Origin of the sequence: Neisseria sp. Dent CA1/247, from assembly GCF_022870825.1 — a bacterium.
GTDB lineage: Bacteria > Pseudomonadota > Gammaproteobacteria > Burkholderiales > Neisseriaceae > Neisseria > Neisseria zoodegmatis.
Map to the genome: position 1 here is coordinate 1,253,452 of NZ_CP091522.1, position 14,895 is coordinate 1,268,346.

Genomic DNA, 14,895 nt, shown 5'->3' on the forward strand with positions numbered 1-14,895 from the left:
AGGCGTTTTTGTGTTGCAACAATAAACACAAGAACATTTTTACTTTAAGCGGTGAGTGAGGCCGTCTGAAAAATGCCGCTTAATGCCGTTAAAGCCGCAACATGTTGATTGGAAAATAATGAAAAAACATCTGTTTGCTGCCGCCATCAGCTTGGCTGTTTCTACGGTGGGTGCAGCCACTTATACCATCAACAGCAAACATACCCACGCGCGCTTAAGTGTGGATCATTTCGCTACCGGTGAGCAAAGCGCAGGCTTTTACCATTTGAGCGGTAACATGCAGTTTAATCCGCAAAGCAAAACCGGTTTTGCCGACATCGTCATCCCTGTCGATACCGTCCGCTCGGGTAGTGAGAAAGTCAATGATTATCTGAAAAGTGCCGAGCTGTTTCATGCTGCCCGATATCCCCAAATCCGTTTTCGCTCCACACGTTTTCATTTCGAAGGCAGCAGGCTAGATGCGGTTTCCGGCAGTTTGACCATGCGGGGCAAAACCGCGCCGGTTACTTTGAAAGCAACGCAATTCAAATGCTATCAACACGTTGCGCTGAAAAAAGAAGTGTGTAGAGGGGACTTTAAAACCGAGATAGACCGCACCCGCTGGGGCATTGATTCACTGGCAACTACGGGAATGTCGAAAAAGGTTAAAGTCGATATTCGGATAGAAGCTGCTAAGCAGTAAGCCAGAGACCTTTGCAAAGCCCTCATCTGCGGCGCATTTCTGCGTTGTGCGCTGCTCGCTCGTTTGCCTATCTATATGATATGTCTGCACTCGCTATGCTGCTACGCCTTGAACTGCATCCACATCTGAGGGCTTTGCAAAGGTCTCAGCCAATGAATTTGAGGCCGTCTGAAATTTTCAGACGGCCTCAAACTATTTGCCGTTTACTTTTAGCGAGAGCAAGTAAAGTGCCTTCTACTATCAATAACCCAAACGCTGACAAATGGTAGATACCAATCCGGCTTGGTTCAGGGTATAGAAATGCAGGCTGGGCGCGCCTTCGCGCAGTAAGCGTTCGCACATTTCGGTTACCACATCTAAAGCCAGCGCCTTAATCGAGGCGGTGTCGTCGGCGTAAGATTGCAGTTTCAGGCGCAGCCAGCGGGGAATTTCGGCACCGCAGGTATCCGAGAAGCGCGACAACTTGGAAAAACTGGCAATCGGCATAATGCCCGGAATAATCGGGATATCCACGCCGCGGCCGCGTACGTCGTCCACAAAGCGGAAATAGGCGTCGGCATTATAGAAATATTGGGTGATGGCGGAATCGGCTCCGGCTTTGACTTTGCGCACGAAGTTGTTGATGTCGTCTTCCGCACTACGCGATTGGGGATGGTATTCGGGGTAGGCGGCCACTTCGATATGGAAGTCGTTGTTGAATTCGGTTTTAATCAAAGAAACCAATTCGTTGGCATAGCGCAGGCCGTCTGAACCTGCACCCATACCGGAAGGAATGTCTCCGCGCAGGGCGACGATGTGGCGAACGCCCAATGCTTTGTATTCGTTGAGCAAATCAATAATTTCTTGCGCGTGCATGCCGACGCAGGGCAGGTGGGGGGCAGCGGCGATGCCTTCGCTCAAGATGTCTTGAATGGCCTGCATGGTGCCGTCTCGGGTCGAGCCGCCCGCACCGGATGTGCACGAGAAAAATTCGGGGTGAAACTGGCTCAGTTGTTTTCGGGTGATGACTTGTTTGACACGGCCTTCGGGCGTGCGCGTGGGGAAAAATTCAAAGCTGAGTTTTTTTCTTTGTTGGTTATGTAAAGTCATAATAGTAATCTTTGGCTTGCGGGTTTATCCCGATGATTGGCTGTTGGAGAGGTGTTATCGGGTTGGTCATTAAATGTTTAAGCGGGATTATGCACGCAAATAAATTGAAATCAAAACCAAGAGCGGCAAGAAGAGTTGAAAAATATTTGCTTGGATATGAATTATTTTTTTATGTATTGATTTTGTTGGGAAAGATTTGAATTTTTAGGGAAATAAAGATGTCTGCCATGCACGGAAAAATGCTTCCGATGAGGCATGGCAGACGATATGTTCAACTATTGAAAACAGAAATTACAAAGGCCAGTGAAGGTCGGGATTGCTTTCAATCACTGCTTTAAATTGGTTTTGAATCCGTGTGATGGCTTCTTCGCTGTCGGCTTCAAAGCGCAACACCAATACCGGCGTGGTATTGGAGGCGCGCATCAGGCCGAAGCCGTCGGGGAATTCTACGCGCAGGCCGTCGATGGTGATGATGTTTTCCGCGCCATCGAAGCAGGCGGTTTGCGCCAATTCTTCAATCACTTTGTGGCCGTTGCTGCCTTCGGGCAAATCAATATTCAGCTCGGGCGTGGAAATGCTTTGTGGTAAGGCATTCAATACGGCGGAAGGGTTGTTGCCGGCGGAAAGGATTTCCAACAGGCGGCAACCGGCGTAGAGGCCGTCGTCGAAGCCGAACCAGCGTTCTTTAAAGAATGTGTGTCCGCTCATTTCGCCGGCCAGCAGTGCGCCGTTTTTCTTCATGGATGATTTGATGAAGCTGTGGCCGGTTTTTTCCATAATCGGTTCGCCGCCGTGTTCTTTTACCCACGGGGTCAGCAGGCGGGTGGATTTCACGTCGAAAATCACTTTCGCGCCGGGATTGCGGCTTAATACGTCTTGGGCAAACAGCATCAGTTGGCGGTCGGGATAAATGATGTTGCCTTCTTTGGTAACCACGCCCAATCGGTCGCCGTCGCCGTCGAAAGCAATGCCGACTTCCGCGTCGCCGGTTTTCAGTTCGTTAATCACATCTTGCAGGTTTTTCGGCTTGGCAGGGTCGGGATGGTGGTTGGGGAAAGTCCCGTCCACATCGCAGAAAAGTTCTGTTACGGTACAGCCGAGGGCGCGGTATAAATCGCCTGCATATGCTCCGGCCACGCCGTTGCCGGCATCAATCACAATGTTCATCGGGCGTTTGAGTTTAATGTGGCCGACGATATGGTTACGGTATTCGGCGGAGATGTCTTTTTCGGTAACTTTTCCTTCGAGGCCGTCTGAAACAAAGCGCTTGTTTTCAATGATGGCCAGCAGTTCTTGAATGGCTTCGCCTGCCAGCGTGTCGCCGCCGAGCATCATTTTGAAGCCGTTATAGTCGGGCGGGTTGTGGCTGCCGGTAATCATTACGCCGCTGCCTTCGCATTCGCGGATGGCGGCAAAATAGAGCATGGGTGTGGCAACCATGCCGACGTTCAATACATCTACGCCGCTTTCGGTTAAGCCTTTTGAAATGCTTTCCATCAGTTCGGGGCCGCTTAAACGGCCATCGCGCCCCAAAGCAATTTTTTTGATGCCTTTTTCTGCGGATTTGGCAGCAATGGCTTTGCCGATTAAGTAGGCTGCTTCGTTGGTAAGGGTTTTGCCGACGATGCCGCGGATGTCGTAGGCTTTGAAAATATCATGGGCGATGGTTGTCATAAGCATTCCTTTGAAGTTAAGTGAATGAACGGAAACTTTGCGCTGGAATTGTAGCATAGTCAAAACAGGCCGTCTGAAACCGTTCAGACGGCCTGACCAATATCGGGAAAAGTAGAATAGGGCGCAAGTAGGCTTGTGTTGCCAAAGTTTATCTTGTTATGGCTAGGGTGGAAGTTTGAACATGCTTACGTCAGGTACAGCCCTTAAATGGCAAATAATTGATGCCGTGCGGGCAAACCCTTTGTCACAAAAAGCTACCAACAAAGATGAAAATGGTTCTTTTCGAGGGCGAAACAGGCTAGAATAAGCACTTTGCCAAAATCAAATCTGGGCTGTTTGTATTCATGTTGTGGACATTTTTACTGATTGTTTTACTGTGCGCGATTGCGGGTATGCTGTGGGTTCGCCACACTCAGGAGCAAGAGTGGCTGCGCGAGCTGACTTATCTGAGCCGTCATGAAGCCGGAGAAGCATCTTCATCGCAAGGATTGGAAAATACCAAGCCGGCTAAAGTGCTGAGAGGTGTGGATCCTAATCTGAAAAACACCCGTCAGAGTCATCGTGCTGCGGAAGAAGCGAAGGCAGTTTACGACAAAACCGTCGAAAAATTCCGTGCGCTTTCGCCTAAACACAGCCGTAAATTGGATGCTACTTCGGGTACAAGAAAAGAGCAGCTTGAAGACGATGAATCCATCAATGAATTACCGATTTTTGCTTCCGCTCCCAAAGCGGCTTTAAAAGCCGATGTTGCTGCTGAAGAAGAGTTTCAGGAAGTCGGAGATGGAGCAGAAGCTGTTGAATCGACAGAAGAACAAGATGCGCCTATTCGCGCCTTAAAAGCGCAGCCCCTTTCCCGTGAGCAAGCAGCAGCAAAAGCCGAACCGGTTGAGCGTTCCGTTGCTGATACGGCGTCTTCCGAATCGGTTGAAGCTGAAGTAGAGACAACCGATATTCCTATGTTTGGCGCGGTATTGCAGCCGTCTGAACAAAAAACAGAACGCAAGCGCACTTCGGTAACTGGTAAGGCCATTGCCCCGGCGCCGTATGTAGCTTTCGATGAGGACGAATACCGCACACACAAGCCGGTAGATGCTTCTTTGCCGGTGATTACGCTGGAAGAAGCCACACGCGCCTTACAGGAAACCCATTTGTCGGAATGGCACGACAAAGAAACCGATATACAGCCTGTTAAACCTTTTTCCAATCCTTCTCCCGATATGGAAGTGGTGGAAATCAATTGGAAATTCAAACCGGCTTTAGAAGAAGCCTCGCCGCCTGCGCCCGTGGTCGAGCTGAAAACCATTGATTTGGACGACCCGGCCGTTATGCGCACCCGCGAGCGTGTATTGTCGGAAGTGCGCCAGCTTTCCCATGCCGTTCCTCGTACTGAAATTGCCCAATCTGTTCAGCAAGTAGCGGGTAATCCGGAGACGATAGGCGAAGACGACATCCGTTCCAACCTATTAAGACAGCGCATGGCGCGGCGGCGTCAAATATCGGCGCAAGCCCCTGTTCAGACGGCACAGCCGCAAATCATTCCCGAGGGGGAAGTGTTTGCCAATCTCGCCCGTACCGATTCGCCCGTAAACCGCCAACGGATACGCCGCGTCAATACGGCCATGCGTGAAAGCGTCATTCCCGATGCGGCGCGTGTGGAGCAGAGCCATGCAGTGCAGTTGCAGCCCACCGCAAAACCTGTGTCGGCTCTTCAACCTATTTCCACCCGTTTTACGCCGTATTCGGCCATGCCTGAAACGGAAAAAATGGTGATGGAGCCGCCACCCGTACCGGAGGTGGAGCGTCAAGTTATCGATATTCCCGAACCGCCGGTATTTCATGATGCACAGCCCGCCGTGTCGATTAATACGTTGAAGACACCGATTACGCGTGCGCTTGCTGCTAACGAGTATTCTGAAAATGCAGAGGCACATGTCGTCACCCGTCCCGGCTGGAGTATTAATGACCGTTTGTTGCAGGAATCCGCACCTGAGCATGAGCAAAGCCGTTTTGGTGAAATTCGCACAACTCAGTTTCAGACGGCCTCAAACCATCATGAAGCCATAAATTCAAGCGAAACGCCCGCTGCTGTTTTTGAGCAGCCTGTCGCACAAGCTTCAGCAGTTCAGGCAGATAGGCCGTCTGAACATTCGGGCATGCCTGCAAACACACCTTTGCGGCCGTTGGTTACCGTAAACACCGAAACTTCAAACATTTCATTGCCGACGGTTGCATTACTCCAGCCGCCGCAATTCGACCAGAGCGCAACCCAAACCGAAGAAGCCCTACTGGAAAACAGCATTACTATCGAAGAGAAACTGGCCGAATTTAAGGTAAAAGTGAAAGTAATGGATGCCTACGCAGGGCCGGTGATTACCCGTTATGAAATCGAACCGGATGTAGGCGTGCGCGGCAATGCGGTGATGAACCTTGAAAAAGACCTTGCCCGCTCGCTGGGCGTGTCTTCCATCAGGGTGGTGGAAACGATACCGGGCAAAACCTGCATGGGGCTGGAGCTTCCCAATCCCAAGCGACAGATGATACGGTTGAGTGAAATTTTCAATTCGACCGCATTTCAAGAGTCCAAATCCAAGTTGACGCTGGCGCTGGGTCAAGACATTACCGGCGAACCGGTGGTTACCGACTTAGGCAAAGCACCGCATCTATTAGTGGCGGGTACTACTGGCTCGGGTAAATCGGTGGGCGTGAACGCCATGATTTTATCCATGCTGTTCAAAGCCTCGCCCGAAGAAGTGCGCATGATTATGATCGACCCGAAAATGCTGGAGCTTTCCATTTATGAAGGCATTCCGCATCTGCTCGCGCCTGTGGTAACAGACATGAAGTTGGCAGCCAATGCTTTGACATGGTGCGTGAACGAAATGGAAAAACGCTACCGTTTGATGAGCCATATGGGCGTGCGTAATGTAGCGGGCTTCAACCAGAAAATAGCCGAAGCGGCAGCGCGCGGCCAAACGCTGGCCAATCCTTTCAGCTTAACACCTGAAGAACCCGAGCCGCTGACCAAATTGCCGTTTATCGTGGTGGTGGTTGACGAGTTTGCCGACTTAATGATGACGGCAGGCAAAAAAATCGAAGAGCTGATCGCACGTTTGGCACAAAAAGCGCGTGCGGCAGGCATCCATTTGATTCTGGCGACGCAGCGCCCCAGCGTGGACGTGATTACCGGTTTGATTAAGGCCAATATTCCGACCCGGATTGCATTCCAAGTGTCGAGCAAGGTGGACAGCCGTACTATTCTCGATCAAATGGGTGCGGAAAACCTGCTGGGTCAGGGTGATATGCTGTTCTTACCGCCCGGCACAGGCTATCCGAAACGTGTTCACGGGGCTTTTGTGGCGGATGATGAAGTGCACCGCGTGGTTGAGTATCTCAAGCAGTTCGGTGAGCCGGATTATATAGACGACATTCTGACTGCCGGCGTAGGCAGCGACGATATGTTCAGCAATGCCAACGGCCAACGCAACGGCGACGAAGAACTGGACCCCATGTACGACGATGCCGTTGCCTGCGTGATTAAAACCCGCAAAGCAACCATTTCTTCGGTGCAGCGTTACCTGCGCATCGGCTACAACCGTGCCGCGCGTCTGATTGACCAAATGGAGGCAGACGGTATTGTTTCGGCACCTGAAGCCAACGGCAATCGAACCGTTTTGGCGCAAAGCAGCGAACATTTGGATTAATTGACCAACCATATTTTCAGACGGCCTGAAAGATTGAAGAGGCCGTCTGAAAACATCCAAGGCTTCTTATCTAAATGAAGCCCAATGTTTGAATGTAAAAGCAATAAAAATATCACACACATTAGTATGAAACGTAACACATTGACTCATTTACCCGCATCGCCCGAACGGCGGCTTTTGTTGGTCGGCGGCGGTGCGCTTTTATGTTTTCCGCGATTGCTTTTGGCCGGCGCACAACGGGAAGAAACGCTGTCGGACGATGTGGCATCCGTGATGCGCAGTTCGGTCAATAACGTGAATCCCGCCCGCTTGGTGTTTGACCGGCCGGAAGAAGGCGAGCGTTGGCTGAACGAGATGTCGCAACGCTTGAGCCGTTATGTTCCCGATGAGGCCGAGCGCCGCCGTTTGCTGATTAACATCCAATATGAATCCAGCCGCGCCGGTTTGAATACGCAAGTGGTTTTGGGATTGATCGAAGTAGAGAGCGCGTTCAGGCAATACGCCATCAGTAATGTGGGCGCGCGTGGTTTGATGCAGGTAATGCCGTTTTGGAAAAACTATATCGGCCAGCCTTCCCACAATCTGTTTGATATCCGCACCAATCTGCGTTACGGCTGCACAATATTGCGCCATTACAATAATGTAGAACGCGGCAACTTGGTTCGTGCTTTGGCGCGTTTCAACGGCAGCTTAGGCAGTAATAAATATCCGAACGCCGTGCTCGGAGCGTGGCGCAACCGCTGGCAATGGAACGGTTAAGGCACTTTTTCAGACGGCCTCATAGATAAGCTTAGGCAGGCTTGAAAAGCTCAAGGCCGTCTGAAAATGAGCTGTGCGAGTTGCGTAAACAAAGCCTTCCAAGTAGCAAGCAGCTCTAATAAGTTTTTGAAATTCGGCAACATGATATGAACATTGGATGCCGTCTGAAACGCAAGTCAAATCGTGTATAATCGTTTGCATTTTTATCATTTCAATTGACCGTACTTCCTTCTCGGTCGGGCAAAAATATTATGGCAAGAAACAACCGCACACAGATGTTTCCTGAAGAATGGCGCGCCAGTACATCTTTAGCCAGTGTGTACGCACTGCGCATGCTGGGCATGTTTTTGGTTTTGCCCGTGTTGGCTTTATATACCGCTTCGCTCGAAGGCGTAAACGGTGACAAACAAATGGTCGGCTTGGCCATCGGTGCATACGGTTTGACGCAAGCGCTGCTGCAAATTCCTTTGGGCTTGGCCTCGGATAAGTTCGGCCGCAAAAAAGTGATTTACGCCGGATTGGTGGTGTTTGCCATAGGCTGTTTTATGGCTGCCTTTGCCGAAAGCTGGGGTATGTTGGTTGCCGCCCGAATCGTGCAGGGAGCCGGAGCCATCAGTGCGGCAGTAACGGCATTGGTTGCCGATTTAACCCGCGATGAAGTGCGTACCCGCGCCATGTCGATGATCGGTTTGACCATCGGCCTCACTTTTTCCGTCAGCTTGGTATTGTCGCCGGTGTTAGTAGGTTGGCTTGGCGTGCCGGGGCTGTTTGCGATGATGGGTGTGCTCACTTTAATCAGTATCGGCGTGGTAGCGTGGATAACGCCCGATCCCAAAGAATCGCGTTTGCACGAGGATACCCAAGCTTTGCCTTCCCGCTTGGGAGAAGTATTGAAAAACAAACAGTTGCTGCGTTTGGATTTCGGTATATTTGCCCTACATGCTGCTTTGATGGCTTTGTTTACCTCACTGCCTTTTGCATTGGCGGATTTAGGTTTGGCCGACAACCGCCATTGGAAAGTGTATCTTCCCGCTACGGTAATCGGTTTGATTGCGATGGTGCCTCTGATTATCATCGGTGAAACGCGCAATAAATTGAAACAAGTGTTTATCGGCGGAATTTTATGCGTGATTGCCGCTCAAATGGCTTTAATGTTCAGTTTGAACTCAATCGCCGTGATTACAATCTGTATGATTGTTTATTTCATCGGTTTCAATATATTGGAAGCGAGCCTGCCTTCCATGGTGTCTAAAATCGCACCGTCCGACCTCAAAGGTACGGCAATGGGCGTATATAACACTTTGCAATCCGTCGGTTTGGTGGTCGGCAGTGCTTGCGGCGGCTATTTGTTGAAACATTACGGTTTTCCGGGTGTTTTTATATTTTGCAGTGCTCTAACGTTGATATGGTTGCTGATTGCCGCTACTGCGCCTGCACCCCGCCCGGTAAAAAACATGGGTTATACAGTAGGCGAAACATGGCAAGGCAGGGAAAAAGACCTTTACGCGGCATTGAAAAATTTGCAGGCAGTAGAAGAAATACAGTTTAGTCAGGACAAAAAAACCGTTTACATTAAAGCGTTGCAAAAAGGTTTCGACCCTAAAGCCGCTGAAGCCATCAGTTCAGGAGTAGAAAATGTCATCATTGAATAAAGTGATCTTAATCGGTAATTTGGGACGGGATCCCGAAGTGCGCTATATGCCCAACGGCGAAGCGGTGTGTAATTTCAGCATTGCCACCAGCGAAGTTTGGAACGACCGCAACAGCGGCCAACGCCAAGAACGCACCGAATGGCACAACATCACGCTTTACCGCCGCTTGGCAGAAGTTGCCGGCCAATACCTGCGCAAAGGCAGCTCGGTATATATCGAAGGCCGCATCCAAAGCCGCAAATACACAGGCAAAGACGGCATCGAGCGCACCGCTTACGACATCATCGCCAGCGAAATGAAGATGCTGGGTTCGCGCAGTGGAGGCTCTGCCGAATATGACGGCGGACAAGGAGGTTACCAGCAATCTGCGCCGCAACAAAACTACCAAAGTGCGCCTCCTGCTTACCAACAAGAAGCGCCAAGCGCACCGCCCGCCGCACCGCGCCGTCAAGCTCCCGTTGCGCCGGCCGCACCGCGCCGTCAAGCTCCCGTTGCGCCGGCTGCACCTGTGGATGATATCGACGACGATATTCCGTTCTAGCCTTATTAAATCAAACACCAGTATGTTGCTTAAGCACATGCTTGAAGTTTGAAGAGCATACAAAAATAGCCGCCACACAATTTTGTGTAGCGGCTATTTTTGTATCCGGTTTTGCTTTGTATCTATTTTTATCTTTTGAGTATTAAAAACTATCTTTAATACTATTTAATATAAAATGCACATGTCTCTTTTAAATTTGAGAATATAAAAATTTTCTATAAAATCAAAGTGGTAGTTTATATTTTATTAAAAAATATCTTTTGGCACATGTATTGCTTTATATGCAATATCTACAACAGTTCACGTATTTAATCGATTATGCAGAAATTTATTCTTATCCGCGGGCATCAAGGTTCGGGAAAATCCACTTTTGCAGATAAAAAGATGGCCGAGTTTAGGCATCAATATCCTGATGCCCAGATTTTTCATATTGAAAACGATATGGAAATGACCGATTCAGACGGCATTTACCGTTTCTCGAGTGAGGCATTGGCTAAGGCGCAGGCTAAAGGTTTGGCGGTAATGAAATCGGCGTTTAAAACCGGCCAGAGCAATCTTCAGGCAGATATTTTGGTGGTGAATTCCAATACTAATCAAAAATCGTCTGCTTGCATCCAGCTGTTGCAGCTTGCGCGAAAACATGGTTTTGAAACGGAAATTTACCGTATGCACAATTTTTATCGCAATGTACACGACGTTAAAGAAAGCGATGTGCTGGCAGCTTATGTGCGCTTGAATAACAACCGCTTGCGCGATGAAATCCATGTGGAGGCGGTGCAGCCTATGAGCGAGGCGGTGAAAGCCAATATCGGTAAATTGGAATCTTTCGGTAAGCAGCGGCCTGTTTTTGATGAAGATAGGCAGACGTTTGTAACTGAAGAGTATCTAATGTTTGGCCGCAGCAATTTTACGGTGAAGCAAGCCAAGCTGTATCCGGAATTGCGGGTGTTTAAATATGCGCGCAAGGTGTTTTATGAAAACCGCTTTGATGATGCGCTGCTGGAAATGCGCGGTTTGGTAATGGATAAGCACAACCATATTATTGTGCGGCCTTTTAAAAAGGTGTTTAACTATTCGGAGCGTATCGGAAAAAACAGCCGTTATCCGATTGATATTTCAGACGGCCATTTGGTTGATGCGGTGGTAAAGGTAAACGGATTTCTCGGCTGCTGCACTTATGTGGAATTGCCCGAGCAGCATCCCAGCTTTGGTACGGCGTTTGACCGGAAGGTGATTTATTCCACCACAGGTTCGCTGGATAGCGATTTTGCGAAGATGACGCGCGAACATTGCACCCAGTATGAAAAGCTGTTCAAACAATATCCCAACCACACTTTTTTGTTTGAAATCACCGATGAAAACGACGTTCATATCATCAACGAGCATTTTGGCGAAACTCTGATCGGCATGATTGATGTGCGAACCGGGCGCCAGTTTAGCGAGCGTGAGTTAAATGCTGTGGCGGAGCGGTTTAATGCTGAAAACGATGTACAGATAAAACGCCCTGAAATGCAGGAAAAACTGACGTTTGGCCGTCTGAAAGAAATCCTGAAAACGGTGGAGCATGAAGGGTTTATGGTGTTTGATGCTGAAACGCAGGAATTATTGTTTAAGCTGAAATCGCCGTATTATCTGGTTTCCAAGTTTTTCGGACGCAGCAACGAAGGCAATATCGGGCGCAAGCTGGATAAACGTCATGTCGATGAGGAATATTACCCGTTGGTGGATCATATTCGGGAGCATCAGGCTGTGTTCAATCGTTTGGGTGAACTGGATAAAATTGCCTTTATTCAAGAATTTATTAGAAACAGCATTTGAAAGATTTTCAGACGGCCTCAGGCATCAAAGCCGTAATCACGCATGGAGGCCGTCTGAAAAAATGGAAAACCGATTATACGAAGCATCATCATGAGCAAAATATTCTTCACTTCCGACCTGCATTTTTCGCACAAAAACATTGCCAAACTTTGCCCCGAGTTCCGTCCGGCTACCGATTGTATCGACGAGTTGGACGAATACATGATTGAGGCATGGAACAACACCGTGTCGCCGGAAGATACGGTTTACAATTTAGGCGACGTATCGTTTGCACACAATATCGGCAAAATCGAAAACACATTAGGCCGTCTGAACGGCAAACATCATCTGATTTTCGGCAATCACGATACTTTGATCGAGCGGCACAGACGCCATTTTTTGACAACTTGCAAGCATGACGGAAATCCTTTGCTGTCGTCCGCGCAGCATTACTTGAAACTCAAGTTGCCGGAAATCAGCAATATATTGATTCTGTTTCATTATCCCATTCATGAATGGGACGGCTGCCACAAAGGTTGGTATCACCTCTACGGCCATCTGCACAACCGTACTGCGCCGGTGCCGGGCAGATTGTTGAATGTAGGATGGGATTTGCACGGGCGTTTTCTCACGCCTGCCGACATAGACGCTTTGCTGAAAGATTTACCTGAAATGGTTTATTTTGAAAACCAAAAATAGAAGCCGCTAATGATTAAAAATGCCGTTCCGCCAATAATGGGGGACGGCATTTTTGTTACCGCAAAATATTAAGATTGATATTGCACCGAATCGCTGCCCGTATTTTTTTGAATGAACTCAATCTTATAGCCGTCGGGATCTTCAACAAAAGCAATCACCGTCGTGCCGTGCTTCATCGGGCCAGCTTCGCGGACAACTTTTCCGCCTTTGGCACGCACCGCATCACAAGAGGCATAGGCGTCGTCCACTTCGATGGCGATATGGCCGTAGGCATTGCCTAAATCGTAGCTTTCCGTATCCCAGTTGTGGGTAAGCTCAAGCACGGTGGTATCGGATTCTTCGCCGTAGCCCACAAAGGCCAAGGTAAATTTACCGTCGGGATAGTCTTTTTTTCGTAAGAGTTTCATGCCTAAAACGTCTTGATAAAATGCTAACGATTTATCGAGGTTGCCGACGCGGAGCATGGTATGGAGCATTCTCATGGTGGTTCCTTGGTGTAGATGGAAACCGCAGATGCGGTGGGAATGTCTATTTTAACATAAGCCTGTTTTATCCTGCTGGCGGCAAAGGTTTGATGCGTATTGAAAGAGCGTTTTTTCAGACGGCCTTATTGATAAACGCATATTGCGGCCATGAAAGATTGTTAACATTCTTTGGTTGTCTTTGTGCTTGAAATTCGTTATAAAGAGACTGTTAATTTATATTTAATCGTATTTTTAATGTGACTAACGTGTTTATGAGGAAAATGAGATGAGGATTGGTATTCCGAAGGAATCTCTGCCCGGTGAAACCCGTGTGGCGTGTACCCCTGCAACCGTAACCCAGCTGCAAAAACTGGGTTTTGAAGTTGTGGTGGAACGCGGCGCCGGTTTGGCGGCGAGTTTGGATGATGCGGCATATGAAGCTGCCGGTGCGCTTGTGGCGGATGCAGCGGAAGTATGGTCTAGCCCGCTGATTTATAAAGTCAACGCACCTTCTGAAAGCGAAGTAGGCCGTCTGAATGCGGGTCAAACGCTGGTGAGCTTCTTATGGCCCGCACAAAATCCCGAGTTGGTACAAAAGCTCACTGATCAAAAAGTGAACGTGCTGGCGATGGATATGGTGCCGCGTATTTCACGTGCGCAGGCATTGGATGCGCTGTCGTCTATGGCGAACATCAGCGGCTACCGTGCTGTAATTGAAGCGGCGAATGCGTTCGGCCGTTTCTTTACCGGCCAGATTACCGCAGCGGGCAAAGTGCCGCCGGCGCAAGTGCTGGTGATTGGTGCGGGCGTGGCCGGTTTGGCGGCGATTGGTACGGCAAACTCGTTGGGCGCGGTGGTTAAAGCGTTCGATACCCGTTTGGAAGTGGCCGAACAAATCGAATCAATGGGCGGCCAATTCCTGAAGCTCGATTTCCCACAAGAAGCAGGCGGCAGCGGCGACGGTTACGCCAAAGTGATGAGCGAAGAGTTTATCGCGGCGGAAATGAAACTGTTTGCCGAGCAAGCCCAACAAGTGGACATCATCATCACGACTGCGGCCATTCCGGGCAAACCTGCACCGAAACTGATTACCAAAGAAATGGTGGAAAGCATGAAGCCGGGTTCGGTGATTGTCGATTTGGCGGCGGCTACCGGCGGCAACTGCGAATTAACCAAACCGGGCGAGCTGTTCGTGACCGATAACGGCGTGAAAATCATCGGCTATACCGATATGGCCAACCGTTTGGCCGGACAGTCTTCACAGCTTTACGCCACCAACCTTGTGAACCTGAGCAAGCTGTTAAGCCCGAATAAAGACGGCGAAATTGCACTTGATTTTGAAGATGTGATTATCCGCAACATGACCGTTACACGCGACGGCGAAATCACTTTCCCGCCGCCTGCGATTCAAGTGTCCGCCGCGCCGCAACAGCAAGCGCAAGCCGCACCTATGGCGAAACCCGAACCGAAACCTGTTCCGACATGGAAAAAACTGGCTCCGGCAGTGATTGGTGCGGTGTTGGTATTGTGGATGGGTGCCGTAGCTCCGGCCGAATTCTTAAACCACTTTATCGTATTTGTGCTGGCCTGCGTGATCGGCTATTACGTGGTGTGGAACGTGAGCCATTCGCTGCACACGCCGCTGATGTCGGTAACCAATGCCATTTCCGGCATTATCGTAGTGGGTGCGCTGCTGCAAATCGGGCAGGGCAACGGCGTGGTGTCGTTCCTCGCCTTTATTGCCGTGCTGATTGCCAGCATCAATATCTTCGGCGGCTTCTACGTTACCCGCCGCATGTTGAATATGTTCCGTAAAGGTTAAGTGGAGTGAACATAC

General features: G+C 49.6%; 11 protein-coding genes and 1 pseudogene. 9 read left to right on the forward strand and 3 right to left on the reverse strand.

Annotated features, from left to right (window positions below):
• The first annotated feature begins 118 nt into the window (after positions 1 to 118).
• Both LVJ85_RS06265 and LVJ85_RS06270 read left to right on the forward strand, forming a co-directional pair.
• Positions 119 to 682 carry a YceI family protein gene (locus LVJ85_RS06265; protein WP_244742634.1) on the forward strand — a complete coding sequence of 188 codons (564 nt, stop codon included), beginning with the start codon at positions 119 to 121 and terminating at the stop codon, positions 680 to 682.
• 11 nt (positions 683 to 693) lie between these two features.
• A pseudogene (locus LVJ85_RS06270) lies at positions 694 to 834 on the forward strand (lipoprotein signal peptidase); the annotation flags it as partial.
• Positions 835 to 922: 88 nt separating this feature from the next.
• On the opposite strand, the gene metF reads toward LVJ85_RS06270, so the two are convergent.
• Both metF and LVJ85_RS06280 read right to left on the reverse strand, forming a co-directional pair.
• Entirely contained in the window at positions 923 to 1,771 is an 849-nt protein-coding gene (metF, locus tag LVJ85_RS06275) for a methylenetetrahydrofolate reductase [NAD(P)H] (protein ID WP_244742637.1), read from the reverse strand.
• Positions 1,772 to 2,062: 291 nt separating this feature from the next.
• Positions 2,063 to 3,445, reverse strand: coding sequence for a phosphomannomutase/phosphoglucomutase (locus LVJ85_RS06280; RefSeq protein ID WP_244742640.1), 1,383 nt, complete (start codon positions 3,443 to 3,445; stop codon positions 2,063 to 2,065).
• A 344-nt stretch (positions 3,446 to 3,789) separates the two neighbouring features.
• Between LVJ85_RS06280 and LVJ85_RS06285 the strand changes: the two genes are divergently transcribed.
• From LVJ85_RS06285 to LVJ85_RS06310, 6 genes are all read left to right on the forward strand, one after another.
• The gene (locus tag LVJ85_RS06285) at positions 3,790 to 7,146 is read left to right on the forward strand and encodes a DNA translocase FtsK (RefSeq protein WP_304653907.1); all 3,357 of its coding nucleotides are present in this window, start codon (positions 3,790 to 3,792) and stop codon (positions 7,144 to 7,146) included.
• 126 nt (positions 7,147 to 7,272) lie between these two features.
• Positions 7,273 to 7,905, forward strand: coding sequence for a lytic transglycosylase domain-containing protein (locus LVJ85_RS06290; protein WP_085363750.1), 633 nt, complete (start codon positions 7,273 to 7,275; stop codon positions 7,903 to 7,905).
• Between the two features lie 251 nt (positions 7,906 to 8,156).
• Positions 8,157 to 9,557: an MFS transporter gene (locus LVJ85_RS06295; protein WP_244742643.1), complete on the forward strand. Its 1,401-nt coding sequence runs from the start codon at positions 8,157 to 8,159 to the stop codon at positions 9,555 to 9,557.
• Entirely contained in the window at positions 9,541 to 10,098 is a 558-nt protein-coding gene (locus LVJ85_RS06300) for a single-stranded DNA-binding protein (protein ID WP_244742646.1), read from the forward strand. The genes LVJ85_RS06295 and LVJ85_RS06300 overlap by 17 nt, the downstream gene beginning before the upstream one ends.
• A gap of 318 nt (positions 10,099 to 10,416) precedes the next feature.
• The gene (locus tag LVJ85_RS06305; RefSeq protein ID WP_244742649.1) at positions 10,417 to 11,916 is read left to right on the forward strand and encodes an RNA ligase; all 1,500 of its coding nucleotides are present in this window, start codon (positions 10,417 to 10,419) and stop codon (positions 11,914 to 11,916) included.
• Between the two features lie 90 nt (positions 11,917 to 12,006).
• Positions 12,007 to 12,594, forward strand: coding sequence for a metallophosphoesterase (locus LVJ85_RS06310; protein ID WP_244742653.1), 588 nt, complete (start codon positions 12,007 to 12,009; stop codon positions 12,592 to 12,594).
• A 68-nt stretch (positions 12,595 to 12,662) separates the two neighbouring features.
• On the opposite strand, the gene gloA is transcribed toward LVJ85_RS06310, so the two are convergent.
• Positions 12,663 to 13,076, reverse strand: coding sequence for a lactoylglutathione lyase (gloA, locus tag LVJ85_RS06315; RefSeq protein ID WP_244742656.1), 414 nt, complete (start codon positions 13,074 to 13,076; stop codon positions 12,663 to 12,665).
• Between the two features lie 268 nt (positions 13,077 to 13,344).
• Here gloA and LVJ85_RS06320 point away from each other — a divergent pair, with 268 nt between their 5' ends.
• Positions 13,345 to 14,880, forward strand: a complete 1,536-nt coding sequence (locus LVJ85_RS06320; RefSeq protein WP_244742659.1) for a Re/Si-specific NAD(P)(+) transhydrogenase subunit alpha — start codon at positions 13,345 to 13,347, stop codon at positions 14,878 to 14,880.
• The last annotated feature ends 15 nt before the right edge of the window (positions 14,881 to 14,895 follow it).